This is a genomic window from Variovorax sp. H27-G14 (genome assembly GCF_046156345.1).
GTDB lineage: Bacteria > Pseudomonadota > Gammaproteobacteria > Burkholderiales > Burkholderiaceae_C > Variovorax.
Genome location: NZ_JAYLVN010000016.1, coordinates 13,515 through 38,264 on the forward strand (window position 1 = coordinate 13,515; position 24,750 = coordinate 38,264).

The 24,750-nt window shown below is 64.9% G+C and carries 28 protein-coding genes, 1 pseudogene and 1 riboswitch; of the genes and pseudogenes, 14 read left to right on the plus strand and 15 right to left on the minus strand.

Going from position 1 to position 24,750, the window contains the following annotated elements; translation table 11 throughout:
- Positions 1 to 138: 138 nt before the first annotated feature.
- Together VLK31_RS27220 and VLK31_RS27225 are read left to right on the plus strand one after the other, a co-directional pair.
- Complete coding sequence (locus tag VLK31_RS27220) at positions 139 to 660, plus strand: FecR domain-containing protein (RefSeq protein ID WP_409171599.1); 522 nt, start codon at positions 139 to 141, stop codon at positions 658 to 660.
- Complete coding sequence (locus VLK31_RS27225; RefSeq protein WP_409171600.1) at positions 657 to 1,271, plus strand: OmpA family protein; 615 nt, start codon at positions 657 to 659, stop codon at positions 1,269 to 1,271. The genes VLK31_RS27220 and VLK31_RS27225 overlap by 4 nt, the downstream gene beginning before the upstream one ends.
- 40 nt (positions 1,272 to 1,311) lie before the next feature.
- Here the strand turns inward: VLK31_RS27225 and tyrS are convergent, their stop codons facing one another.
- Positions 1,312 to 2,544, minus strand: a complete 1,233-nt coding sequence (gene tyrS / locus VLK31_RS27230) for a tyrosine--tRNA ligase (protein ID WP_409171601.1) — start codon at positions 2,542 to 2,544, stop codon at positions 1,312 to 1,314.
- A gap of 158 nt (positions 2,545 to 2,702) precedes the next feature.
- Here tyrS and VLK31_RS27235 point away from each other — a divergent pair, with 158 nt between their 5' ends.
- Complete coding sequence (locus VLK31_RS27235) at positions 2,703 to 4,049, plus strand: peptidoglycan DD-metalloendopeptidase family protein (protein ID WP_409171602.1); 1,347 nt, start codon at positions 2,703 to 2,705, stop codon at positions 4,047 to 4,049.
- Between the two features lie 39 nt (positions 4,050 to 4,088).
- Positions 4,089 to 5,222 (plus strand): anhydro-N-acetylmuramic acid kinase, encoded by a 1,134-nt coding sequence (locus VLK31_RS27240; protein ID WP_409171603.1) that lies wholly within the window; start codon positions 4,089 to 4,091, stop codon positions 5,220 to 5,222.
- Between the two features lie 12 nt (positions 5,223 to 5,234).
- Here the strand turns inward: VLK31_RS27240 and mdtD are convergent, their stop codons facing one another.
- From mdtD to VLK31_RS27270, 6 genes are all read right to left on the minus strand, one after another.
- Positions 5,235 to 6,668, minus strand: a complete 1,434-nt coding sequence (mdtD, locus tag VLK31_RS27245) for a multidrug transporter subunit MdtD (protein ID WP_409171604.1) — start codon at positions 6,666 to 6,668, stop codon at positions 5,235 to 5,237.
- An 84-nt stretch (positions 6,669 to 6,752) separates the two neighbouring features.
- Positions 6,753 to 7,118, minus strand: coding sequence for an iron-sulfur cluster insertion protein ErpA (erpA, locus tag VLK31_RS27250; RefSeq protein WP_007827949.1), 366 nt, complete (start codon positions 7,116 to 7,118; stop codon positions 6,753 to 6,755).
- Positions 7,119 to 7,319: 201 nt separating this feature from the next.
- Entirely contained in the window at positions 7,320 to 7,712 is a 393-nt protein-coding gene (gene rpsI / locus VLK31_RS27255; protein ID WP_007827948.1) for a 30S ribosomal protein S9, read from the minus strand.
- 12 nt (positions 7,713 to 7,724) lie between these two features.
- Complete coding sequence (gene rplM / locus VLK31_RS27260; RefSeq protein ID WP_013543664.1) at positions 7,725 to 8,156, minus strand: 50S ribosomal protein L13; 432 nt, start codon at positions 8,154 to 8,156, stop codon at positions 7,725 to 7,727.
- 163 nt (positions 8,157 to 8,319) lie between these two features.
- Positions 8,320 to 9,618: a S1C family serine protease gene (locus VLK31_RS27265; protein ID WP_409171605.1), complete on the minus strand. Its 1,299-nt coding sequence runs from the start codon at positions 9,616 to 9,618 to the stop codon at positions 8,320 to 8,322.
- A gap of 8 nt (positions 9,619 to 9,626) precedes the next feature.
- Positions 9,627 to 10,226: a hypothetical protein gene (locus VLK31_RS27270; RefSeq protein ID WP_409171606.1), complete on the minus strand. Its 600-nt coding sequence runs from the start codon at positions 10,224 to 10,226 to the stop codon at positions 9,627 to 9,629.
- Between the two features lie 182 nt (positions 10,227 to 10,408).
- Between VLK31_RS27270 and VLK31_RS27275 the strand changes: the two genes are divergently transcribed.
- The gene (locus VLK31_RS27275) at positions 10,409 to 11,389 is read left to right on the plus strand and encodes a 23S rRNA (adenine(2030)-N(6))-methyltransferase RlmJ (RefSeq protein ID WP_409171607.1); all 981 of its coding nucleotides are present in this window, start codon (positions 10,409 to 10,411) and stop codon (positions 11,387 to 11,389) included.
- Between the two features lie 34 nt (positions 11,390 to 11,423).
- Here VLK31_RS27275 and VLK31_RS27280 read toward each other — a convergent pair whose 3' ends face one another.
- The 4 genes from VLK31_RS27280 to ahcY all read right to left on the minus strand — a co-directional run bounded on the left by VLK31_RS27280 (position 11,424) and on the right by ahcY (position 15,251).
- Entirely contained in the window at positions 11,424 to 12,035 is a 612-nt protein-coding gene (locus VLK31_RS27280; RefSeq protein WP_409171608.1) for a septal ring lytic transglycosylase RlpA family protein, read from the minus strand.
- An 89-nt stretch (positions 12,036 to 12,124) separates the two neighbouring features.
- Positions 12,125 to 12,949: a methylenetetrahydrofolate reductase [NAD(P)H] gene (gene metF, locus VLK31_RS27285; protein ID WP_409171609.1), complete on the minus strand. Its 825-nt coding sequence runs from the start codon at positions 12,947 to 12,949 to the stop codon at positions 12,125 to 12,127.
- A gap of 10 nt (positions 12,950 to 12,959) precedes the next feature.
- Positions 12,960 to 13,805, minus strand: a complete 846-nt coding sequence (locus VLK31_RS27290) for a TlyA family RNA methyltransferase (RefSeq protein ID WP_409171610.1) — start codon at positions 13,803 to 13,805, stop codon at positions 12,960 to 12,962.
- Between the two features lie 6 nt (positions 13,806 to 13,811).
- Entirely contained in the window at positions 13,812 to 15,251 is a 1,440-nt protein-coding gene (gene ahcY / locus VLK31_RS27295; RefSeq protein WP_409171611.1) for an adenosylhomocysteinase, read from the minus strand.
- A gap of 75 nt (positions 15,252 to 15,326) precedes the next feature.
- Positions 15,327 to 15,395: riboswitch (S-adenosyl-L-homocysteine riboswitch) on the minus strand.
- Between the two features lie 123 nt (positions 15,396 to 15,518).
- Between ahcY and VLK31_RS27300 the strand changes: the two genes are divergently transcribed.
- The 6 genes and pseudogenes from VLK31_RS27300 to VLK31_RS27325 all read left to right on the plus strand — a co-directional run bounded on the left by VLK31_RS27300 (position 15,519) and on the right by VLK31_RS27325 (position 20,381).
- On the plus strand, positions 15,519 to 16,148 hold the full coding sequence (locus VLK31_RS27300; RefSeq protein ID WP_409171612.1) for a hypothetical protein: 630 nt from the start codon (positions 15,519 to 15,521) through the stop codon (positions 16,146 to 16,148).
- A gap of 140 nt (positions 16,149 to 16,288) precedes the next feature.
- A complete protein-coding gene (gene phaP, locus VLK31_RS27305; RefSeq protein ID WP_409171613.1) occupies positions 16,289 to 16,786 on the plus strand; it encodes a TIGR01841 family phasin in 498 nt (165 codons plus the stop codon).
- Positions 16,787 to 16,943: 157 nt separating this feature from the next.
- Positions 16,944 to 17,192 (plus strand): annotated as a pseudogene (locus VLK31_RS27310) (alpha/beta fold hydrolase); the annotation flags it as partial.
- A 35-nt stretch (positions 17,193 to 17,227) separates the two neighbouring features.
- A complete protein-coding gene (locus tag VLK31_RS27315; protein WP_409171614.1) occupies positions 17,228 to 17,740 on the plus strand; it encodes an alpha/beta fold hydrolase in 513 nt (170 codons plus the stop codon).
- Between the two features lie 317 nt (positions 17,741 to 18,057).
- A complete protein-coding gene (locus tag VLK31_RS27320; RefSeq protein ID WP_409171615.1) occupies positions 18,058 to 19,317 on the plus strand; it encodes a tyrosine-type recombinase/integrase in 1,260 nt (419 codons plus the stop codon).
- Entirely contained in the window at positions 19,314 to 20,381 is a 1,068-nt protein-coding gene (locus VLK31_RS27325; RefSeq protein WP_409171616.1) for an HNH endonuclease, read from the plus strand. Before VLK31_RS27320 ends, VLK31_RS27325 begins: the two co-directional genes overlap by 4 nt.
- A gap of 55 nt (positions 20,382 to 20,436) precedes the next feature.
- On the opposite strand, the gene VLK31_RS27330 is transcribed toward VLK31_RS27325, so the two are convergent.
- From VLK31_RS27330 to VLK31_RS27345, 4 genes are all read right to left on the minus strand, one after another.
- Positions 20,437 to 21,288 (minus strand): hypothetical protein, encoded by an 852-nt coding sequence (locus VLK31_RS27330; RefSeq protein WP_409171617.1) that lies wholly within the window; start codon positions 21,286 to 21,288, stop codon positions 20,437 to 20,439.
- Between the two features lie 66 nt (positions 21,289 to 21,354).
- The gene (locus tag VLK31_RS27335) at positions 21,355 to 21,669 is read right to left on the minus strand and encodes a hypothetical protein (protein WP_409171618.1); all 315 of its coding nucleotides are present in this window, start codon (positions 21,667 to 21,669) and stop codon (positions 21,355 to 21,357) included.
- Between the two features lie 96 nt (positions 21,670 to 21,765).
- The gene (locus tag VLK31_RS27340; protein ID WP_409171619.1) at positions 21,766 to 22,281 is read right to left on the minus strand and encodes a hypothetical protein; all 516 of its coding nucleotides are present in this window, start codon (positions 22,279 to 22,281) and stop codon (positions 21,766 to 21,768) included.
- Entirely contained in the window at positions 22,278 to 22,520 is a 243-nt protein-coding gene (locus tag VLK31_RS27345; protein WP_409171620.1) for a hypothetical protein, read from the minus strand. Before VLK31_RS27345 ends, VLK31_RS27340 begins: the two co-directional genes overlap by 4 nt.
- 230 nt (positions 22,521 to 22,750) lie before the next feature.
- Between VLK31_RS27345 and VLK31_RS27350 the strand changes: the two genes are divergently transcribed.
- The 3 genes from VLK31_RS27350 to VLK31_RS27360 are packed head-to-tail and all read left to right on the plus strand — an operon-like array spanning position 22,751 to position 24,489.
- Positions 22,751 to 22,990 (plus strand): hypothetical protein, encoded by a 240-nt coding sequence (locus VLK31_RS27350; protein ID WP_409171621.1) that lies wholly within the window; start codon positions 22,751 to 22,753, stop codon positions 22,988 to 22,990.
- Positions 22,991 to 23,005: 15 nt separating this feature from the next.
- Positions 23,006 to 23,278 carry a hypothetical protein gene (locus VLK31_RS27355; RefSeq protein ID WP_409171622.1) on the plus strand — a complete coding sequence of 91 codons (273 nt, stop codon included), beginning with the start codon at positions 23,006 to 23,008 and terminating at the stop codon, positions 23,276 to 23,278.
- Between the two features lie 17 nt (positions 23,279 to 23,295).
- Positions 23,296 to 24,489, plus strand: coding sequence for a tyrosine-type recombinase/integrase (locus VLK31_RS27360; protein ID WP_409171623.1), 1,194 nt, complete (start codon positions 23,296 to 23,298; stop codon positions 24,487 to 24,489).
- Positions 24,490 to 24,750: the final 261 nt, after the last annotated feature.

The following is a 24,750-nucleotide window of genomic DNA, read 5'->3' on the forward strand; positions in this document are numbered from 1 at the left end:
AAATGGCCACATCAAAAGCGGTAATAGACCGCATGAATCATTTGAATTATCGGCGCCGTGACCATGTGTAACGCCTTCGCATTAACATTTCTGACCATTGCGAAACAATCCTTCGCAGAAAACCAGACCCAGCTCCAGATGATGAACAAATTCGTGATCGCCTTGTGTGGCCTTGCCATTGTGGGCTCGGCCGGACTGGCCCAGGCACAGACACCGCCGTCGACGCCGCCCGCTCCCCCTGTTTCAGCAGCACCTGCCGTGGCCGCCAAGGCCGACCTGCAGGCAGGTTTCGTGAAGTCCGTGCGCGGCAACGTGCAACTGCTCAATGGTTCCGGCGCCACGCGCGCCGCCACTCCGGGCGACGCCATTGGCGCGGTCGACCGCATCGTGACCGGCCCCGACTCATCCGCCGCCGTGGTGCTGCGCGACGACACCACGCTTATCGTCGGCCCCTCGTCGCAACTGGACCTGAAAGAGTTCCACTTCGACGGCACCACGCACGAAGGCGGCATGCTGGTGTCGCTGCTGCGCGGCTCGATGCGCATGATCACCGGCCTGATCGGCAAGACCAACCCCGACGCGGTGCGGGTCGAGACGCAGACGGCCACCATCGGCATTCGCGGCACCGACTTCATCGTGCAGGCGGACCGGCAGCCATGAAGATGACGTTTCGCCGCACCGGCCTGGTTGCGACCGCTCTGGTGGCCCTGCTCCTTGCGGCCTGTGCCGCGCCCGGCACGCGGGTGGTGCTGCTGCCCCAGGCCGACGGCAAGCCCTCCGCCGTGGTGGTGCGCTCCAAGGACGGGGAAGAACTGCTATCCATGCCCTACCAGCGCGCCACGGCCGCATTGGGCGCCAGCGGCGCCCCGGTGGTCGACCAGGCCGACGCGGCCAAGGTGCAGGCCGACAACAAGTCGCTGTTCGACATGCGCCCGCCCCTGCCGCAGCGCTACACGGTGTATTTCGAGCTGGGCGGCACCACGCTGACGGCCGCCTCGCAGCAGATCATGGCCGAGGCCACGGCCGCGGCGCTGGCGCGCAGCGGCAGCGACATCGTGGTCACGGGCCACACCGACACCAAGGGCAGCGGCGAGCAGAACGACCTGCTGTCGCGCCGCCGGGCGCAGGAAGTGGCCCAGCTCTTCATCGAGCGCCAGTTCCCGGCCAGCCGCATCGAGGCCGTGGGCCGTGGCGAGCGCGAACTGGCCGTGCCGACCGCCGACGAGGTGGACGAGCCGCGCAACCGGCGCGTGACCATCGAGGTGCGCTGACCGGCCTTCACGGCCCTCTCGGCCTTCACGGCCGGCAGGTTCAGCTCAGCGTCACGCGAGCGAACTTGCGCTTGCCGACCTGCACCACGTAGGTTCCGGCGGGCAGCTTCAGCGCCTTGTCGCTGATGACGCTCGAATCCACCCGCACGCCGCCGCCTTCGATCAGCCGGTTGCCGTCGCCCGCCGACGCGGCCAGGTTGGCCTGCTTCAGCAGCTGGGCAATGCCCAGCGGCGCGCCGGACAGCGACACCTCTGGAATTTCGTCCGGCACGCCGCCCTTGCTGCGGTTGATGAAGTCTTGCTCGGCCACGTCGGCCGCCGCCGCGCTGTGGAAGCGGGTGGTGATTTCCTTGGCCAGCGCCACCTTGGCGTCCTTCGGGTTGCGGCCACCGGCAATCTCGGCCTTCAGCGCGGCGATCTGCTCGAGCGACTGGAAGCTCAGCAGCGTGTACCAGCGCCACATCAGGTCGTCGGAGATCGACAGCACCTTGGCGAACATGGTGTTGGCCTCTTCGCTGATGCCGATGTAGTTGTTCTTGCTTTTGGACATCTTCTCGACGCCGTCGAGCCCCTCCAGCAGCGGCATGGTGAGGATGCACTGCGGCTCCTGGCCGTACTCCTGCTGCAGATGGCGCCCGACGAGCAGGTTGAACTTCTGGTCGGTGCCGCCCAGTTCCAGGTCGCTCTTGAGCGCCACCGAGTCGTAGCCCTGCATCAGCGGGTACAGGAATTCGTGCACCGAAATCGACTGGCCGGCCTTGAAGCGCTTGGTGAAGTCGTCGCGTTCCATCATGCGGGCCACCGTGTACTTGGCGGCCAGCTGGATCATGCCGCGGGCGCCCAGAGGGTCGCTCCACTCGGAGTTATAGCGAATCTCGGTCTTCTCGGGGTCCAACACCAGGCTGGCCTGCTTGTAGTAAGTCTGGGCATTGGCCTCGATCTGCTCGCGGGTGAGCGGCGGGCGGGTGTTATTACGCCCGGAGGGGTCGCCAATGGTGCTGGTGAAGTCGCCGATCAAAAAGATCACCCGGTGCCCCAGGTCCTGCAGCTGGCGCATCTTGTTCAGCACCACGGTGTGACCGATGTGAATGTCTGGCGCCGTCGGGTCCAGGCCCAGCTTGATGCGCAGCGGTGTCCCGGTGGCTTCGGAGCGCTGCAGCTTGCGCACCCACTCGTCCTTCGGCAGCAGCTCGTCAGCGCCTCGGAGGGATATTTCGAGCGCACGTCCTACACTATTCGAGAGGGCCGTGGATGTAACAGATTCGGCGTTCATGGGCTTTTTTGGCTGAGATTTTGGGTGCCGAAGCTATACTCAGCCCGACTTTTCAAGCGCCGAATTCTAAGCGGCGCTCTTCCGCACCGTCTCCTGCCGCCCCGAACGTACCGGGCCTTGCAGCACGGTTTTGCAGAACCTGAGCTGGAATTCAAAGTTTGATCAACGGCATTCTTGCCGCCGAGGAGCTCCTTGCTTCTCGCGTGGCCTATACATTCCGCACGTACCCCAAGCAGATCACCGCGCTCATCGCGGCGGCCCTGCTGAGCGCCGGAACCCTCGCGGTGGCATCGCTCGGTCCGGACGCGTCCGACCTCCCGGTCCACCAGATCCTCGAAGCCACCACGCCCGTGTCGTTTGCCGACCAGGGCGCCGCGCTGGAAAACTTCAGCTTCACGCTGTTTCGCACCGACGTCACCCGCTCCAGCGACACGGCCGAAGCCCTGCTGAAGCGCCTGGGCATCGCCGACCCCGCCGCCACCGCCTTCGTGCGCGGCAGCGCGGAAGCCCGCAACGCCCTGTTCTCGCGCGCCGGGCGCACCGTGACCGTCGAGGCCACCCAGGAAAACCAGCTCAACAAGCTCAGCGCCCGCTGGATTCCCGACGGCGACGGCGGCTTCAAGCGCTTCGTCATCGAGCGCACGCCCACCGGCTTTGCCGGCGTGACCGAGCGCGACGCGCTCACGCCGGGCACGCGCCTGGCCAGCGGCACCATTCGCACTTCGCTGTTCGCCGCCACCGACGACTCGCGCATTCCCGACGCGGTGGCCAGCCAGCTGGCGGACATCTTCGCGGGCGACGTCGACGTGCGCGCCCTGCGCAAAGGCGACCGCTTTGCCGTGGTCTACGAAACCCTGGAAGCCGACGGGCAGGCGCTGCGCAGCGGCCGCGTGCTGTCGGCCGAGTTCGAGAACAACGGCAAGATCCACCAGGCCGTGTGGTTCCAGCCCCCGGGCGCGAACCAAAAGGGCAGCTACTACCGCCCGAACGGCGACAGCCTGCGCAAGGCCTACCTGGCCACGCCGGTCGAGTTCTCGCGCGTGTCCAGCGGCTTCGCGATGCGCATGCACCCGATCTTGAACAGCTGGCGCCAGCACAACGGCATCGACTACGCGGCGCCCACGGGCACGTCGGTGCGCTCGGTCGGCGACGGCACGGTCGACTTTGCCGGCACGCAGAACGGCTACGGCAACATCATCATCATCAACCACCGCAACAACCAGCAGACGGCGTACGCGCACCTGAGCCGCGTCGACGTCAAGGCCGGCCAGAGCGTGAGCCAGGGCCAGGCCATCGGCGCGGTGGGCTCCACCGGGTGGGCCACCGGCCCGCACCTGCACTTCGAGTTCCGCGTGGGCGGCGTCTACCAAGACCCGGCTTCCATCGCGCAAGAAGGCGGCGCACCCATCACCGCGGCCCTGCGCCCGGCGTTCGAACGCATCGCCGTGGGCGCCCGCACCGAGCTGGCCGCCGCGTTCTCGGTCATCCAGGCCAGCGCCGACTGAGCGTTTAGCGCAGCCGTCGCCTCTCGACCTGATCCAGGGATGGCTGCCGACCTCCCCCAGCTGTTCATCGGCCTGATGTCGGGCACCTCGCTCGACGGCGTGGACGGCGTGCTCGCCGACTTTTCCGATGGCCGCATCGCGGTGAAGGCTTACGCCACGGCCGGGTTTCCCGTGTCCTTGCGCGCGGAACTGCTGGCCTTGAACACCCCGGGCGACAACGAACTGCACCGCGCCGCACTGGCCGGCAACGGGCTGGCCCGTGCCTACGCCGGCGTCGTTGCGCAGTTGCTGACCGACAGCGGCACCGACGCCAGCGCCGTCACCGCCATCGGCGCGCACGGCCAGACGGTGCGCCACCGGCCGCTCGAGTTCGACGAGGTCGGCTACACGCTGCAGCTCCACAACCCGTCCCTGCTGGCCGAGCTGACCGGCATCGACGTGGTCGGCGACTTCCGCAGCCGCGACCTTGCGGCCGGCGGCCAGGGCGCGCCGCTGGTGCCGGCCTTTCACCGCGCCCTGTTCGCACGGCCCGGCAAGAGCGTCGCCGTGTTGAACATCGGCGGCATTTCGAACCTGAGCCTGCTGCCGGCCACCGATGCGCCCGATGGCGCCATCGTGCTCGGCTTCGACTGCGGCCCCGGCAACGCGCTGATGGACCACTGGTGCCAGACCTACCAGGGCCAGCCTTTCGACCGCGGCGGCCAATTGGCCGCAAGCGGGCGCGTGCTGGCCGAGCTGCTGTCGCTGCTGCTGGCCGACGCCTACTTCACCAAGGCACCGCCCAAGAGCACCGGGCGCGACCTGTTCAATCCGACCTGGCTGGCCGCGCAGCTCGGCACCACGGCGATGGACCCGGCCGATGTGCAGGCCACGCTGACCGAATTGACCGCCCGCGCTTGTGCGGCGGACGTGTCCCGTTACGGAAAAGACAGCAAGCTGCTGATCGTCTGTGGCGGCGGTGCACTCAACGACCACCTGCTCGGCCGCCTGCGCGCACTGCTGCCCGGCGTGGACGTGGTGGCGTCGACCGACCATGGCCTGCCGCCGCAGCAGGTCGAGGCCGCGGCCTTCGCCTGGCTGGCCCGCGCCACGGTGCGGCGCGAGCCGGGCAACCTGGCCAGCGTGACCGGCGCGCGTGGCGCCAGGGTGCTGGGCGCGATCTACCCCGCCTGAGCCGGGCCGGGCTCAGCCCTGGCCGGAGACTTCCGGCTGCGCGGGGTGCGCCGCGCGCACTTCCGATGGCAAGTGCCAGAAGATCAGCGCCGAGGCCACCGTGATCAGCCCCATGCTGGCGAACGTCGCCTGGAACGCATCCAGCGTGTGCGCGGGAGAGTCGGTGCCGAAGATGCCGTTGTAGCCCGCCAGCGCGGCACCCGCGGCGGCCACACCCAGGCTCATGGCCAGCATCTGCACCATCGACAGCAGGCTGTTGCCGCTGCTGGCCATGCTGCCGTCCAGGTCCTTCAGCGTGATGGTATTCATGGCCGTGAACTGCAGCGAGTTGACCGCGCCGAAGGCCAGCAGCTGCAGCACGTGCAGCGCCATCGGCTGGCCCGGCGCCGTGAGGCCGAAGCTGGCCATGGTGCAGCCCACGAGCACGGTGTTGACCACCAGCACCCGGCGGTAGCCGTGGCGCGTGATCAGCGGCGTGGCAAAGCGCTTCATGGCCATGCCGGCCAGCGCGATCGGCAGCATCATCAACCCGGCACGCACCGGTGAATAGCCCATCGACACCTGCAGCAGCAGCGGCACCAGAAACGGCATGCAGCTGCTGCCCAGGCGCGAGAACAGGTTACCGATGAGGCCGATGCTCAGCGTCTGCACGCGAAAGAGCGACGGCGCGAACAGCGGCTCGGGCGTGCGCGAGGCGCGCAGCCAATAGGCCACGATGCTGGCAAAGCCGAAGATCAACATCACCATCACCCCGCCCTGGCGCAGGCCCACGCCGTCGAGCGACAGCGAAATGGCCACCATCCCGAACGCCAGCATGGCGTAGCCCACGCTGTCGAAGCGCTTGAGGACGGCGCCGCGCAGGTCGGGCATGTACTTGAGCGTGGCAATGCAGCCCAGCAGGCCGACCGGCACGTTGATCAGAAAGATCCAGTGCCACGAGGCGTATTGCACCAGCCAGCCGCCCAGCGTGGGCCCCAGCAGCGGGCCGATCAGGCCGGGGATGGCCACGAAGCTCATGGCCTGCAGGAACTCCCCGCGCGGCACCGTGCGCAGCAGCGCCAGGCGCCCCACGGGCAGCAGCAGCGCGCCGCCCAGGCCCTGCACCACCCGCGCGGCCACCAATTGCCCCAGGCCGTGCGACAGCGCGCACAGCACCGAGCCGGCGGCGAACAGCACGATGGCGCAAAAGAAGATGCGCCGCGTGCCGAAGCGGTCGGCGATCCAGCCCGAGGCCGGGATCAGCATCGCCATGGTGAGCGCATAGGCCACCACCACCGACTGCATGCGCAACGGGCTTTCGCCCAGGCTCGCGGCCATTGCCGGCAGCGCCGTGTTGATGATGGTGGCGTCGAGCGTCTGCATGAAGAAGCCGACGGCCACGAGCCACAGCAGGCTCTTGCGCACGGGGTCGACAGGCAGGGCGGGGGTTTCAGCCTCGGAGGTCATGGGCAAGCGAGCAAAAAGAAGCGGGAACGAAAAAGCCGCCCGGAGGCGGCTTTCTGGGGAGGCTGGGTCAGCAGCATCCGCGCATCAGGCCGAGAAGCTCGATCCGCAGCCGCAGGTGCTGGTGGCGTTCGGGTTCTTGATGACGAACTGGGCGCCCTGCAGGTCTTCCTTGTAGTCGATCTCTGCGCCCACCAGGTACTGGTAGCTCATGGCGTCGATCAGCAGCGAGACGCCGTTCTTGGTCATGGTGGTGTCGTCTTCGTTCGTGATTTCATCGAACGTGAAGCCGTACTGGAAGCCGGAGCAACCGCCACCCTGCACGAAAACGCGCAGCTTCAGGTCGGGATTGCCTTCTTCGGCGATCAGGTCGGCCACCTTGGCTGCCGCACTGTCGGTGAAGACAATGGGTTCTGGCATTTGGGTCTGGATGTTTTCGGCTACGGCGCTCATGGGGTAATCACTCCTTGGGGCCGAACAAGCGGCCAATGGAACCAATGCTACTGCAATGCCGCAATGTCGGCAGGTGGGGTGTGGCGTGCACCCCAATGCAAGTGGGGTCGGAGGCGGCCTCTGCAACGAAAACGCAGCTCGAAGGCGGCCCTTGCAACGAAAAAGCCGCCCGAAGGCGGCTTTGTGTTCGCAGTGAACAGATCAGCGCTTGCTGAACTGCTTGCGGCGACGGGCGGAGTGCAGACCGACCTTCTTACGTTCGACTTCACGCGCATCGCGCGTCACGAAGCCGGCTTGGCTCAGCACGGGCTTGAGCGTTGCGTCGTAGTCGATCAGTGCACGGGTGATGCCGTGGCGCGTGGCGCCGGCTTGACCCGATTCGCCGCCGCCGTTCACGTTGACCATCACGTCGAAAGCTTCGAGGTTGTTGGTCAGCGCGAGAGGCTGCTTGGCGATCATGATCGAGGTTTCACGGCCGAAGAACTCTTGAATGTCCTTGCCGTTGACCGTGATCTTGCCGGTGCCTTTTTTCAGAAACACACGGGCGACGCTGGATTTGCGACGGCCGGTGCCATTGTTCCATTCACCAATCATTCTCAAGGCTCCTTACAGTTCCAGCACTTTAGGCTGTTGGGCGGTATGCGGGTGCTCGGCACCACCGTACACCTTGAGTTTCTTGATCATCGCGTAGCCAAGGGGGCCCTTGGGCAGCATGCCCTTGACGGCCTTTTCCAGGGCACGGCCCGGGAACTTGGATTGCATGTCGCGGAAGTTGGTAGCACTGATGCCGCCCGGGTAGCCCGAGTGACGGTAGTACACCTTGTCGATGGACTTGGCGCCGGTGACGCGCAGTTGCGCGGCATTGATGATGACGATGAAGTCACCGGTATCGACGTGAGGCGTGTAAATGGCCTTGTGTTTGCCGCGCAAACGGAGAGCAACTTCGCTGGCTACTCGTCCGAGGACCTTGTCGGTCGCGTCAATCACAAACCACTCGTGCGTCACGTCAGCGGGCTTGGCGCTGAACGTTTTGGTCATGAGTTTTTCTCTTTGAAGAGGGTTTGGCGAGCCCTTTTCCACGGTCGGCGTTCCTCTGGTGGGAATCTCTTAGGTGGGTGAAAGTCTTCGCCGCGGGGCTACAAAACGCTGCGAAGCCCTCGATTATATGAAGAATCGGCCAATTGACCAATTTCCGCGGAAATCAGCGCTGAATGCGGACCAGCTCCAGGCTCTCGTTGCTCGAGGAAATGCCGCGCTGGAACGCGCCTTCGAAGCGCACGATGCGGCGCAACTCGGGGCTGTACCAGGCGGCGCCCTGAAAGCGTGACGTGGCGCTGGCCAGCGGGGCGCTCGCGCTGGAGGCGTAGATCCACCCCTCGTAACCGATGCGAAGCACCTGCAGTTCGGTCCCGTCCACGCGCATCGGCTCCGGCCGACCCACCGTGGCCGCCAGGTCATGCCGCTGCCGCTCGCCGGTCGCAGGCGTGTAGTCGACCTGCCAGCGCATGCCAGGCACGAGGTTCTGACGCGCCCAGCCGCCGGGCGGCGAGGACTGGTCGAACACGCCGCCGGCCGGAGAGGTGACCGACACCACCTGCCCGTCGGTGCGCTCGACCTTGCCGCCGCCGTTGAAAACGATTTCGTCGCCGGTGACCCGGTCCACCCGGTAGATCACCGTCGAGCGCGAACCGGTCAGCTTGTCGGTGCGCGCGTATTCGAGCGCATCACCGCGCCGCAGGGGCTCGGTCAAGGCCACGCCGCCTGCCCCTTCGGACCTGCCCGCGGTGGTGGAAGTGCTCGCAGGCGTGCCCGCAGTGCCGGCGGTGCCGGCGGTACTCGCGGGCTCGCTGGCCCGAGCTGCCAGGGCGGCCTTCGCCCGCGCCGGCAGTTCGTGCAGAAATTCGACCGGCATCGCGAAATTCAGGCTGCCGCCGTCGCGCGCGGCAAAGCTCGTGATGCCAAGCAGGCGCCCTTCGGCGTCGAAAAGGCCGCCCCCGCTCGAGCCGGCCGAGATGGCCGCGGTGGTCTGCAGCAGCCGCGCCTCCGTCTCGCCGCCGCGCAGGCCCGACAGAATGCCTTCGCTGAGCGTGTTTTCCAGGCCGCGCGGATTGCCGATGGCATACACCCGCTGCCCCACGCGCGCGCTGCCCGCGGGCGCCAGCGCCACCGGCGGCGCGGCAAAGTTGGCCACCTTGATCTGGCACAGGTCGCGCGCCGGGTCCGGAAACTCCGGCGTCGCGCCGTAGGTGACGTTGTCCTGCTTCACGACGAAGCTGGCCGCCTCGGCGAGCACGTGGCAGTTGGTCACCAGGCGGCCGGGGGCGATCACCACCGCGCTGCCGGCGCGCAACGGGCGCTCCTGGGCGTCGAAGGTGCGAACCGCCCAGACACTGGCGGAGACCTTGCTGAACAGCACGTCCGGCTCCAGCGCCATGGCCGCGCCTGCGGCCGATGCCGCTGCAAGGAACAGCGGCATTGCGCGCAACCACGTCGCCTTCATGCGCTTCCTCACGGCTTGGCCGGCAGCAAACCCCGCAGGTCGTCCATCGACACGCGCGCGTCCGACCGGGGTTGTGGCGCGGGCACGGGCACGGGCACGGTCGGGGCAACAAGCACAGGCGGGGGCACGGGCTCCGCCTTGACCACAGCTTCAGGCACGGGGGCCGCACGGGGCTGCTGCGGCGGCGTGGCTGCCACAACCTTGGGTGCCGGCGGCATGCCGGCGGCCACCTCCGTCGCGCCGAGCCGCATACCGTCCATTGCCTCGTCACCGGTCTGGGAGCTGCGGTCGAAATTGCGCACCTCGCCAAAGACCAGTCGCATCCAGCTCGGGTAGTTGAAGCCCGCGCCGGTGCCGGAGTCGATGGCCGCGCCAATCACGCCGCCGATCAGGATGTTCCCGACCATGCCCACGTTGGCCCGCGAAACGGCCTGTCCGGTGGCGGGCGCCTGCCCCGGCTGGCTGCATTCGATGACAAGGTTGGTGCCGGAGCGACGAACCGAGACACTGTCGCCCGAGCGCATCGCGGTGTCGTTACGATCGTTGGTCACCAGGCACTTGGCGCCGTTGACCACCTCGCCGGTGGCCGTGAGGGTCTCGATCTTCACGGTTTGCGTGGTGCCGTGCGTCACAGACGCGCAGCCCGTCAAAATAGACAAAACGCCCGCGCCGACGCACAGGCCCCAAAATCGCCATCCAGCTCCTCGCATCTGCACCCTCTTTTTTTGTAAATTGATGTTTCGGCGCGTGAGTCTAGCGCCCTCCATCCCACTCTTCAGGTCCATTCCTCATGTTCAGTTACCGCCACGCCTTCCATGCCGGCAACCACGCCGACGTGCTCAAGCACACGGTGCTGATTGCCACCCTCGAGCACATGCTTGAAAAAGACGCCGCCCTGACCGTCGTCGACACCCACGCCGGCGCCGGCCTGTACCGCCTTGACGGCGACTACGCGGGCACCAGCGGCGAAGCGGCCGAAGGCATCCTTCGCCTTCTCGCAAGCAAGAAGGCGCCCGCCGCCCCCACCGCCCCCACCACCTCTGCCGCGCCCGCCCCCGCTGCAAAGTCCGCCAGCAAAAAAGCCGCCCCCGAAGCCGAGGCGCCGCTCGCCGATGCCATCGCGCGCTACCTGGAAGTGATTCACGACTTCAACCCCAACGGCGGCGCCCGCGTCTACCCCGGCTCGCCGTTCATCGTGCAGCACCTGCTGCGCGACCACGACAAGCTCAAGCTGTTCGAGCTGCACCCCACCGACGGCCGCACGCTGAGCGCCAACATCGCCCAGCTCGAGGCCGGGCGGCAAATTTCCGTGCTGAATGAAGACGGTTTCGGCAGCGCCACCAAGTTCCTGCCGCCGCCTTCGCGCCGCGCGCTGGTGCTGATGGACCCGAGCTACGAGATGAAGACCGACTACGGCCGCGTGCTCGACTTTGCGGCCGAGGCGCTCAAGCGCTTTGCCACGGGCACTTATGCGGTGTGGTACCCGATCATTCCGCGCCCCGAGGCGCACGACCTGCCGCGCCGCCTCAAGACGATGGCGACCAAGTCCGGCAAGTCGTGGCTGCACGCCACGCTGACGGTCAAGTCGAGCAAGATCACGAAGGACGCCGCATCGGGCGAAACACAGCGCCCGGGTCTGCCGGCCAGCGGCATGTTCCTGATCAATCCGCCCTACACGCTCAAGCCGCTGCTGGCCGCGGCACTGCCGCAGCTGGCGGAGCGCCTGGGGCAGGACCGCAACGCCACCTTTTCGCTCGAGTCGGGCGGCTAGCCCGGCCCGGGAACAGCGCCGCCTAGCGCCGCCTCTAGTTGCGGCGGCGCTGCGGCACGATCACCTTGCGCCGCGCGGGCACCTGCACCCTGGCGCGCTGGGCCGGCTCTGCGGCAGCCTGCGGCGCCTGTGCGTCGCTCGCCTCCACCGGCAAGCCGCCGCAACGCATGCCGTCGTGGTCGACCACGGTCAGCGCCACCTGCTTGATGCCCAGGCCGATCAGGCCGATGCGGTCGGCCGCGGCGCGGCTCAGGTCGATGACCCGGCCCAGCGCATAGGGGCCGCGGTCGTTCACGCGCACCAGCACCTCGCTGCCGTTGACCAGGCTGCGCACGCACACGCGGGTGTTGAAGGGCAGTGTCTTGTGGGCCGCCGTCATGGCGGTCATGTCGAAGCGCTCGCCGCTGGCGGTCTTGCGCTGATGAAACTGAATGCCGTACCACGACGCGCCGCCGCGCTCGAAGATGTCGCGCGGCCCGTCGTCGCCGGGCACGCCGTCGTCCGGCGTGAGTTCGGCCGCGCCCGACACGGCCAGGTCATAGCGCACCGACGGCACGTTCGAGCGGGGCGCTGCGCCGGGCGGCACCGCAATGGCGCTCGGCAGCGGTTGCAGCTTGCCGCCTTCGACATCCGTGGCCGGTGGCATGGCACAGCCTGCGAGCGCGCAGCCCGCGGCAATGACGACGAGGCGCAACGCCCCGCGCAACGAATGCGCCGCGGCGGCCGTGCGCCCTCTCAATCCAGGCGCTCCAGCACAGCCAGCGTGGCCGCCGACTGGTTCATCGTGTAGAAGTGCAGCGCCGGGGCACCGCCGTCGCGCAGCCGCGCGCACAGCTCCGTCACCACGTCCAGGCCAAAGGCCTTGATCGACGCCGTGTCGTCACCGAAGCCCTGCAGCCGCAGGCGCACCCAGCGCGGAATCTCGGCACCGCAGGCGTCCGAGAAGCGCATCAGCTGCGTCGAGCTCGTGATGGGCATGATGCCTGGCACGATCGGCGTGTCGATGCCGAGCTTGCGCGCATCGTCCACGAAGCGAAAGTACGCCTCGGGGGTGAAGAAGTACTGCGTGATCGCCGAATCGGCGCCGGCCTTCACCTTGGCGGCAAAGGCCTGCAGGTCGGCTTCGGGCGAGCGGGCCTGCGGATGGATCTCGGGGTAGCAGGCCACCTCGATGTGAAAGTAATGCCCGGTCTCTTCGCGGATGAAGGCGACCAGGTCGCTCGCATACTGAAACTCGCCGCCAATGCCGTAGCCGCTGGGCAGGTCGCCGCGCAACGCCACCAGGCGCTTCACGCCGATGGCCTTGAGCTCCGCCAGCTGCTCGCGCACCGTGGCGCGGGTGGCGCCGATGCACGAGAAGTGGCTGGCCGCGTCCACGCCCTCCGACAGAATTTCCGTCACCGCGCCGAAGGTGCCGTGGTGCGTGGAGCCGCCCGCGCCGTAGGTGACCGAGCAGAACTGCGGCTTGCGCACATACAGCTGCTGGCGCACGGCGCGCAGCTTGACCGCGCCTTCAGGCGTCTTGGTCGGGAAGAATTCGAAACTCAACGGAAGGCGCACCTGCGTCTCCTCAGGAAGCGTCGTTCGCCCGGTCGGCACGAACGGCATGAATGAAAAACTCGCGGTTGCCGTCGCCACCTGCAATCGGGCTGTCGAACCAGCGCAGCACCTTCAGATCGAGCGCCGCGCAGGCGTCATGCAGGCGCTTTTCGACCACCGCATACATGGACTCGTCGCGCACGATGCCGTGCTTGCCGACCTGGCCCGGCTGCAGTTCGAACTGCGGCTTGACCAGCATCAGCAACTGGCCGTCGCCGGCCAGGAAAGCGACCACCGCCGGCAGCACCAGCGTGAGCGAAATGAACGACAGGTCGCCCACGATCAGGTCGAAGCGCGGGGCGGAAGCCTCCCCGGTGTCTTCCGACGGTGCGATGTCGCCGCCGTCTTCAGACCCGTCGGACTCATCGGGCTCTTCAACCAGGTCGGCGGCCGTCAGCGCCCGCGCATTCACGCCTTCGATGGCGACCACGCGTTCGTCCTCGCGCAGCCGCGCATGCAGCTGCCCGTGGCCGACATCGACGCCCACCACCTTGACGGCGCCGCGCTGCAGCAGACAGTCGGTGAAGCCGCCGGTCGACTGGCCCACGTCCAGGCACAGCTTGCCGGCCGGGTCGACGCCGCTCACCGTCAGCGCGCCTTCGAGCTTCAGACCGCCGCGCGACACATAGCGTGCCTCGGCGTCGTCGTCGAGTTCGAGCTCCGCGGCGTCGGGCACCTCGTCCTTGTTCTTGACGACCGAGCGCCAGGCATCGCTCGTGCCCGCATCGCGCCAGCGCATGCCGCCGGCAATGAGCCGCACGGCCTGCGAACGTGACGCGGCCAGGCCGCGTTCCACCAACAATTGATCAGCGCGCATGCGCTCTCAATACCGGTACGTGTCCGGCTTGTAAGGGCCGTTCTTGCTCACGCCGATGTAGGCGGCCTGGGAGTCGGTCAGCTCGGTGAGCATGGCGCCAACCTTCTTCAGGTGCAGGCGCGCGACCTTTTCGTCCAGGTGCTTGGGCAGCACGTAGACCTTGCCGGCCTGGTAGGCGTCGGGCTTGGTGAACAGCTCGATCTGGGCGATGGTCTGGTTGGCGAACGACGACGACATCACGAAGCTCGGGTGGCCCGTGCCGCAGCCCAGGTTCACCAGGCGGCCCTTGGCCAGCAGGATGATCTTCTTGCCGTCCGGGAAGGTGATGTGGTCGACCTGGGGCTTGATTTCTTCCCACTCGTACTTCTCGATCGACGCGACGTCGATCTCGTTGTCGAAGTGGCCGATGTTGCACACGATGGCCTGGTCCTTCATCTTGACCATGGTGTCGTGCGTGATGACGTCCTTGTTGCCGGTGGTGGTCACGAAGATGTCGGCCTTGTCGGCGGCGTATTCCATCGTCACGACCTTGTAGCCTTCCATGGCGGCCTGCAGGGCGTTGATCGGGTCGATTTCAGTCACCCACACCTGGGCGCTCAGTGCGCGCAGTGCCTGGGCCGAGCCCTTGCCCACGTCGCCGTAGCCGGCCACGCAAGCGACCTTGCCGGCGATCATCACGTCGGTGGCGCGCTTGATGCCGTCCACCAGCGACTCGCGGCAGCCGTACAGGTTGTCGAACTTGCTCTTGGTGACCGAGTCGTTCACGTTGATGGCGCGGAACTGCAGCGTGCCCTTGGCGGACATCTCGTTCAGGCGGTGCACGCCGGTGGTCGTTTCTTCGGTCACGCCAATGATTTCGGCGGCCTTGCGGGTGTACCAGGTGCTGTCGACGGCCAGCTTGGCCTTGATGGCGGCGTACAGAATGCGTTCTTCTTCGCTGGTCGGGTCGGCAAGCACGCCCAGGTCCTTTTCAGCGCGCTGGCCCAGGTGCATGAGCAGCGTGGCGTCGCCGCCGTCGTCCAGGATCATGTTGGGGCCTTCGCCCTTGGAGCCCTTGGGACCGAACTCGAAGATGGCGTGGGTGTAGTCCCAGTAGTCCTTCAGCGTCTCGCCCTTCACCGCGAACACCGGCGTGCCCTTTTCGGCAATGGCGGCGGCGGCATGGTCCTGCGTGGAGAAGATGTTGCACGACGCCCAGCGCACGGTGGCGCCCAGGGCCTGCAGCGTTTCGATCAGCACGGCCGTTTGAATGGTCATGTGGATCGAGCCCGTGATACGCGCGCCCTTGAGCGCCTGGCCCTTGGAGAACTCTTCGCGGATGGCCATCAGGCCGGGCATTTCGGTTTCCGCGATGCGGATTTCCTTGCGGCCCCAGGCGGCAAGGGACAGGTCGGCAATGGCCTGGTCGGCGGTGAAAACGGGGGCGGGCTTGAGAACTGCGCTCATGAGAACTCCAAAACTGGTTTGAAAGATGCCACTGCGTTCGGGGGGTCTGACGGAAAAAGGACTCACCGCGAGAACAGCGGATGAGCGTGGTTGCGATGTGGTCCGAGCCTCACGCCTGACGGCGCTGCAACGCTCCTCGGAACGGCGGATTGTAGACGGGGCCAAAGGTGGCGCCAAACGCTGGGGTATCCCACATCACGGAAAGCACGTTTGGCGGCCAGGGCGTAAAACGGGTCGCTCCCCCAACCTCACGAAAGCTCCCGTCTCATGTCCATCCGACTCTCTTCGGCGTTGCTCGCCACGGCCTCGCTGTTCATCGCCGGCGCCCCGCTGCTTGCCGCGGCCCAAAGCTCCGACCCCGTGCGCATCCGCGGCACCATCGTGCGCGTCGACGCCAAGACCCTCGTGGTGCAGGACCGCGGCGGCGAAGTCGTCAGCCTGGCGCGCCCGGCCGACATGCCGGTGTCGGAGGTCTACCGCATCAAGCTGTCCGACATCAAGCGCGGCAGCTACATCGGCACCGCCGCCCTGCCGCAGGCCGACGGCACGCAGAAAGCCATCGAGGTGGTGGTGTTCCCCGAGGCCGCGCGCGGCACGGGCGAAGGCCACCGCCCCTGGGACCTGCTGCCCGACAGCACCATGACCAACGCCACCGTCGCCGACCTGGCCGCGGCGCCGAAGTCGGTGCGCGGCGGCCAGCAGCTGCGCCTGACCTACAAGGGCGGCGAGAAGACCATCGTGGTGCCGCCCGACGCACCCGTGGTCACCTTCCGCCCCGGCACCGAGGCGCTGCTGGTGCCCGGCGCCAAGGTGATGATCAGCGCGCAGGACAAGAACGGCACGCCCACGGCGCTGCGCGTCACGGCCGGTCGCAACGGCTTTGCGCCGCCCATGTGATCCAAGGGAAATCCCGCAGGCATTTTTGTCTGGGCGGCAATGTCGCGCGCGCCCGTGCGGCGTATCGTGGCGAGGGACTTCGGCCGTCCGGCCGGTCCCTGCCATCCATCCGTTCACCCCGACACAGGAGATCCCGCACCATGGCCACTGCCAAGAAAGCCGCCGCCACGAAGACCCCCTCCAGCAGCGGCGGCACCGCCGGCGCGAAGCAGGCCATGCCCAACGCGGCGGACATGCTCAATCCGCTGAAGGGCATGGCCGACCGGCTGCAGAACCTCAACATGACCGGCGGCGCCGGCAAGCTGCTGGACAGCGGCCGCAAGGACCTGCAGGCGCTGATGGAGGCCAACGAGAAGTCTTACCAGGGCCTGCAGACCGTGGTGCAACGCCAGACCGAGATGATCAAGCACGCCATCACCGAATGGCAGGGCGCCGCCAAGGGCATGCCCGGCAAGGACCCGAAGGAAAACTTCGCCAAGCTCGACGAGCTGGGCCGCCAGTCGTTCCAGCGTGCCATCGACGACATCAAGGAGCTGGCCAACCTGGCCGCCAAGTCGCAGGCCGACGCGTTCGACGTGGTGCGCCAGCGCATCCAGTCCAACGTGGACGAAGTGACCAAGATGCTTCAACGCAAGTAGGCCGGCAGCGCACGCCCCGACCTTCCCCACGACCATGGCTGAAGCCCCGCCCCGCGCCGAACAGCGCACCCGCGTCAACGGCGTCGAGCTCGCCTGGGACAGCTTCGGCGACCCCGGCGCGCCGCCCCTGCTGCTGGTGATGGGCCTGGGCGCGCAAATGGTCGCGTGGGACGACGACTTCTGCGCCCGGCTGGCCGACACCGGCCGCCACCGCGTGATTCGCTTCGACAACCGCGACATCGGTCACTCGAGCTACCTGACCGACCTGGGCGTGCCCGACATCCAGCTGATGATCCAGCAGGCCATGGCGGGGCGCCTGCGCCATGCGCCCTACACCCTGCGCGACATGGCCGGCGACTGCGCCGGGCTGCTCGACGCGCTGGGCATTGCGCGGGCCCACGTGGTGGGCGCCTCGATGGGGGGCGCCATTGGGCAGGAGCTGTGCATTCACCATCCGCACCGCATGTGTCGTTCACCAGCATCATGTCGACCACCGGCAACCCGGCCCTGCCACCGCCCACGCCCGAGGCGATGGCCGTGTTGTTCTCGCCCTCGCCAACCACCTTCGAGGCCTACCTGCCGCATTACGCCAAGGTGTGGCGCGTGCTGCGCGGGCCGTCGGACTTTCCGCTCGACGAGGCGCGCGACACCGACAGGGCGCAACTGGTCTTCTTGCGCGGGCTCAACCCGCCCGGCGTGGCGCGCCAGCTGGCGGCCATTCTGGCGTCGGGCAACCGCAAGCCGGCGCTGGGGCACGTGCGCGTGCCCACGCTGGTGATTCACGGGGAGGCCGACCCGCTGGTGCCGGTGGCCTGCGGCGTCGACGTGGCCGAGGCGATTCCGGGCGCCAAGCTGCTGCGCATTGCGGGCATGGGGCATGCGCTGCCCATTTCGATGTGGCCGCAGATCATCGACGCCATTGCGGCGCACACGGCGCAATACAGGGACACCTGAGGCAGGGGGAACGCGCGCTCTTCTAAAATCGCGGCATTCCCCCGCAGATTGCCCACCTTGTCTTTTCTCGCCGAAACCCGCCGCCGTCGCACCTTTGCGATCATTTCCCACCCCTAGCGCACTCATCGCGTCAGGGCACGTCAGGCCAGGACAGCTTTTACGCCGCTCCTAGCCTTTTCATTGGGAAATGCTTTCCGGTTCCGCGACACCTCAAGTCACCCGCAGACAGGCCGTGACTCCGAAGACGTGTACATAGGCGTGTACATAATCTTCGCTTACGCGGACGCTGGAAAATATGTACACAGCGAGGTGGCTTCATGGCTCTTACGGACACATGGCTGCGGGCAAACAGCGGCAAGGCGCGCAGCAGCGTCGAAGAGGTTTCGGACCGCGACAGTCTCAGCGTGCGGGTCTCCCCCAAAGGCAAGATCGTCTTTCAGCTGCGCTACCGCTATGACGGGCAGTTGCAGAGGCTTGACCTTGGGTCATATCCGGCGCTCGGCTTGAAGGCTGCGCGCGCAGAAGCGCAGCGCCTCAAAGGCGAACTGGAGCAGGGACACGACCCCCGCGTCATTCGCGCGCTTGAGAAGCAGGCGATCATAAAAGCCGACTCCATCGAGTCGCTGTTTCGGCAGTGGTACGAGGCCTACTGCAAGAAAAACAAGAAGGGGCATCACGATGTGCTGCGCTCTTTCGAGCTTCACGTCTTTCCGCGCATCGGCGCGCTCCCTGCAGACCGGGTCACGCTGTATGAATGGCTTGACCTGCTGGAGAAAAACGCGCAGACGCGGCCTGGCATCGCAGACCGCATCCTCACCAACGCGAAGCAGATGCTGAAATGGGGCGTCAAGCGCCGCCTCATTCCGTCCAACCCGCTCGTTGAAATCAATGCGCGCGAGGATCTTCAGATCAAGAAGGTTGCGGGATCACGGTCCTTGTCTCAGGACGAGGTGATCCGTGTCTGGCGAGCGATTGCTCTGTCGCGCATCGCCACGAAGAACAAGCTCTTCCTGAAGCTGTGCCTGATCTACGGCTGCCGCAATGGCGAGCTGCGCGCCGCCGAGAAGGCGCATTTCGACTTCAAGAAGCGGCTCTGGACCATCCCTCCGCAAAATCACAAGCTCGGCAAGAGCACGGGGAAGCCATTGTTGCGTCCGATCACGGATCAGACAGAGCCGTTGATTGAGGAAGCGATGAAGCTCAGCAAGGACAGCGCCTTTTTGTTCACCAACAGCGGCAGCAAAGAAGCCATGGGCACGAGCGCGCCGCTGGCGCTGCCATACAACGTCATGCAGTGGCTGCGCCGGCATGAAAAGTACGAGATGGAGCACTGGTCGATCCATGACTTGCGCAAGACGGCGCGGACGAATTTCTCGACGCTGACGGAGCCACACGTTGCAGAAATCATGCTCGGGCATCGGCTGCCCGGCACATGGCGCGTGTATGACCACTATGACTATCTTGCCGAACAGGCGACAGCACTCGACGCTTGGGTCAAGCGGCTGCAGTCCTGGACCAGCGACCAACCCGTTGCGGCTGTCGCGTCGCAATCCGGACCGCCGATACTTCAGCCATGACGCTACCGAACGAAGTCTTGCTGGCCTTACGGCCGACGCACTCCCCGCCCGTGCGCGAGCTCATCGGTCAGACCGGTGTGGATGTGAGCGGCTGGGCTGTCGACAAGAACGGCGAAGATATCCTCAATCCGAACACGAATACCTACAAGAACTCTCAGTGGACGTTTGGCGGGAGCGGAGAGCCGATCGTCGTCTGCGTGTGGTGGAAGGATCTCGCCGTTAAAGGCGATCACCTGGTCCACGAAGGGAGCTCGAAGGGTTACTCCAAGGACCTTGGGAACGCCCTGGCTGCCCCTGATCGAACGTCGAGCGAGGCGCAGCGCCTCAGGGGCAAGATCGTTAAAGCGCACGCCTTTGATCGCGCTGTTTATGAGGCCAGCAGCAGGCAGTTGCCCTTGCGGATGGTTGTGCTGGATGGCGAGACGCCCGATGCGGAAGATTCGGCGCAGGTGTCCGCGCGCGCGTCGCGACGGCATCTCGACGAAACCGGCTGGTACGCCCACGCGTACGATCCCTTCAGTGGCAACTATGAACTGGTGCGCGGCGTTCCTCCTGTCCACGCTCCGCCCCCCGACCCGTTTGGCGGCGCTGAAGACCCTGCAGAAGATCCGGCGTTTCAGCAGTTTCTGGCCGACGCGCCGCTGAGCGAAACCGAGAAGGACGCCCTAATCAAGGCCCGTGTCGGGCAGGGGTGGTTCAGGGATGCGCTCGTGAAGCGGTGGCGCGGTTGTGCGGTGACGAACTGCACCGATTCCGCCTTGCTGATTGCGTCGCACATCTTGCCCTGGCGTCTTTGCACCACGCGCGTCGAAAGGCTTGGCGTCTCGAACGGTCTCCTGCTCGCGCCCCACATCGACAAGGCGTTCGACATCGGACTGATTTCATTTGACGATGCGTTCAGAATCCTGATCAGCGAAAAGTTGCGCAAGGCGGACGAGATCGCCCTCAACATCCATCCTGGCATGACGCTGAAATCACGCGATCACAGCGATATTCGTCCGTTCCTGAAACGGCATCGAGAGGAGATATTTCAGGCTCCGGCACGTGCAATGACGACGCGATAAGTGGAACTTGAGCAGCAGTGTTGTTCGACCTTGAAACCGAGATACTTCAGAATCGTTAAGGCAAGCAGGCCTCAGAGGAGTCGGTTTCGCGGCGCATGGGCTTGATCACCAGCCCGCTGGGACAGAGCAGGCGAAAGTCTTCCTCAACTTCTCTGTCATTAGTCGCAATGCCGCCGACCATTGAACCAGCCAATACGTACTCCAGATCATGCATCGCATGTTCGGCTCTGAGGCGGACTCCCGCAGTGACATTGATGAGGCCTTGATGCTTGCCGAAGAGGCGGAGCGCCGCAAGTAGGTGGCACTGAAGGAAGCGGTACGAAATCCAATCGGGGCCGACAATTTCAGTCGGCAGCATCGAGGTCGCGTCCTGAGTTAGCAGTTGCGCGTAGATCTGCATCACTCGGTCTGGGCTTGTCGCTACTGTCTGGCGCGCGGTTGCGATCGCAGCAGGAAAATTTCGAAACTCAATGCCGCTGAGTTCCGGAAAAAACTGATGCACCGATTGGGACATCTCCAGAAACGTTTGTGTCGAACCTACGACCTCAGCTTCCCATGCCTGGAGGTCTTCGAGAACCTGCGCATTCGGGACATAGTTTCCGTCGCGAAGCCCATCATTGAACTTGTGCACCCCTTCGATCGCACACCCTTCAAGCCCCCGCAAGGGCTCGCGTCTTTCAAACTCGTTGCGCAGCAAGGTTCCAATGTTGGGAATCAGACTGAATGCCCCGGGTTCTGGAGGAAATTTTGCAAACGCCTTGCGCTGCATATCCGGTTTCTCTGTCGTCATCAACTCATAGAAAAGCGGCTCAATGACAAGAGCGTGATACCGCGCGACAACGTCACGGACCTGCGTCGTTGAAGCGCCATCAAGGAAACTCTTGTCGATACCAAGTTTCTGAGTCATGCAATCAGTCAAACCGCCCTCATTCTTCAAGAACTTTCGCCAGCGCAGACCAGCCCGCACCGACGACTATAGGCGTCCGTTGTAGAGACCTAGCTCTCGCATAACGCGGACACAAGCATCTGTCATGGCCGCGCGCCTCTCACATGGATGCTGAATTTCAAGCGACGCGCGGAAGCACCGTACCGGATGCTTGCGGATCGAGCGCTTTTCGATCCAGTGGAGCACCTCGTCAAGCTCAGCGCTGCGCACGTCGTCGTCCTCGCAGCGCGCGATCGCGTTGCGCAGGATGCCCAGCGCTGCCTTCGCCATTTCGTGGTCACGGCATTCATCTGCCCACAGGCCGAAATGCGTCACCTTCTGCTTGTCGAGAGTTGAGAACATAACAAGAACATAGCAACCCCATACAGCTTGCGAAAGAGGAAACTTTGCGAGCGATTTCAGTGGGTTGCGGGTCGTTCATGTTTACGGAAAGCAGCGCTACCAGAAACCGCGTGCACCTTCGAGCGTCCAGCAATCGGGATCGTTGAAGAGGCCCGCCGGGTTCACGTCGCCGTGCGCCCAGGCCGGCGCTTCGGACGGTGCCTCGTAGAGACCGCTGCGCGCGTTCTGCACGAACGTACGGCACACCCACATCATTGATTGCACCTGCGGCAGCTCGCACGCTTCCATCAAAAAGCCGACTGCACCTTCAAAGGTGATGACGCGCTCGCCTTGAAACAGTTTAGGGAAGGCAGCGCGCTCCTCGTCGCGAAACTCCAAGAACTCGATGTCGGTGCAGTCCACCATGTCCTGATAGCGCACCCAGCCGATCACGAGCGCATTGAGCAACGATGGCTCGATGCCAAAAACCCAGGACTCCAGCGGCGACAGGTCGCACCACCACAGCTCGGCGTCGGTCAGATCAGTGTCCTTGCACAGCTGGATCGTGCGCTCGTTCGCTTCGGCGACCAGCTTGCGGTAATGCGCGTAAGCGCGCGGCGACTTGTTGCTCATGGTTGACCTCCAAGGGAAAGGTTTGCGGAGACCGAATTGATCGGGGCGCGGCTGCGCGAGCGCTCACGGGTTTCCCATGCGGCAACATCTTCTGCGTCCCACAGGTTGAAGCTGCCGGCATGAACGATCGCCGGAGCGGGGAAGGGATTGATCGTCCGCCGCATACGGCGGAACAGCGTGCGGCTGGAGCAGCGGAACCGCTCGCAAAGATCCTGCGTCGAGTGGTACGAACTTGGCATCTGGGCCTCCTGGGTGTTGGTCCGGTGCCTCAACTTTAGGAGCGCTATCGCGCCATCTTCCCCTCGCATTCCTCGCGGCGGGGGTTTCGTGCGGACCGTGACGGACACGGGCAGACGGCCACCGTGATTTTCTGTTGTGCCACGCAACCAGAAATATGTGAAATTAAGAAATTCTCAACCTTCAAAGATCAGACTCAAATTAGATCAATGGTTTGGGGTAGGAGCCTCGGATGCAGATCACGATACGCGGCGAACTCACCATGGCTCAACTCCGGCAGGCCATCTTCGAACAACTCATCGAGCTGGAACACGTTCACGCGCTGGCGTTTTCGCAAGGCGCGACTCTTTATGTGAATCCGAGCGACGGTCGCGGGTCGCCTGTCGAACTGAAGGGCAAGGACGGACGAAAGCTAAGCAAGGTGTTCGCCGATGGCCCTTACCGCAGCGCCGCTGAAGACTACAAGATCTGAGCCAGGGAGGACCAGATGAGCACACCAACGTATATAGGTATTGAAGGGGCGCGCATCGCGCTCGCTGAAATCGGGATCCACCTCACGCACCGGCAGATCAAGCGTGCCGCTGATCCGGACCCGAATGGCAAGCGCAAGTTGCCGTTCTTCGTCGATCCGATCGACAAGCGCCTCAAGATCGACAAGAACACGCTGCTAGACATCTACATCCGCATCCAGGTGAACGCGGAGAACAGCGCCAAGATAAATGTGGCCTCCTTGCGAAAAGGACTTGAACCGCGACTCTGAGGCAGGTATGCAGAATCATGTCCGACATCAGGAAGAAGACCGGCAAGAAAGGCGTCACGTACCAGGTCCGCTACGCAGATAGTGGCAGCATCACCGGCTATTCATACAAGACCTTCGAGACGCTCAAGGAAGCGCGCGCGTTTCGTGAGTCGCCGAAACAATCCTCGGCAAAGCCGCACTCCCTCACCATCCCGCAAGCTGTGCTGCTCTGGCTCGACGTGTGCGAGAAAGAAGGCCGCGACGGTCGCCCGCCTGTCACAAGAGCCACGCACAAGTACTACCGATACGTCGCGGAGATCATGAAAGCCTATGCCTGGCCCACTGATCTTCGTGGCCTGACCAAGCCGCACGTTGTTGCGTTCAGATCCTGGCTCATCAAGGAACATGGCCGCTATCTCGCGGCGAAGACGCTGACCTACTTTCATGGCGTTCTATCCGAAATGGCGACGCGCGGCGAAGTCGACATCAACGCGGCGAGTAATGTGAGTGTTCGCAAGGAGACGAGATACGACGAGCCGGTTGCTATCCCGACCGAGGCAGAGATCGCCGCACTGCTTCAGGCAGCAGACGATCTTGCCAACTCAACGAACCTACGCGTCGCGAAAACGTGGAAGCGATACCGGCCCATGCTGTATCTCGCTGTGGACTCGGGCATGAGACCGCAGGAATATGTAGCGGTCGCCGCGAGCAGCTTCTTCGACGGCGGCGTGACGATCGAACGCGCCGTCGATAAAAGCGGAGACCTCACAGTTCCCAAGACCCTCGCGGCACGGCGCTTCATCGAACTCAGCGACGTGACGATCGAAATGGTCCGTCAATACGTTGCCACCATAGATCAACCCAATATTCATAATCTGGCGTTCCCAACCGCCACTGGACATTGGCAGTCGCAGGACAACTGGCGCAAGCGATGCTTCGATGAAGTCTGCCGCAAAGCAGGCCTTGTGGAGGTCTCCGTTGAGGAGGGGAAGGAGGTCGTGCGGTCCAGATACGCGCCGTACGCCCTGCGGCACTACTTCGCGTCGGTTCTCATCGCACAGGGAACCGACCTCGCCAAGGTCAAGACGCTCATGGGACATACCGACATCAGCACGACGTTCGATGTCTATGCCCATCTCATCCGGCGCGCCGAGGACAAGAAGAGCCGCAGGCAGGGGATGATCTCCACAATGAAGCGCGCACCGTCCGAGTTGCTTGACTCTCTAGTTTAATTATATGTAGGCTAATTGAAGAGGCCTAATTCACGACCGGTATTGCCGGTTATGGCAAGGTCGCCCGTTTTCTTGTGGCGAATCTGTGGCAGCACCACCATAAAAGCCTGTAATTTCAATGACATATCCGGCTTCCCAAGCTGTAGGTCGCGAGTTCGAGACTCGTCGCCCGCTCCATTTTAAATCAATGACTTAGCGCTTGATTTCGGAAAGAAAATGGGGATTTAGCGCTTTTTGCCACAAAAATGAGTCCGTTTTAAT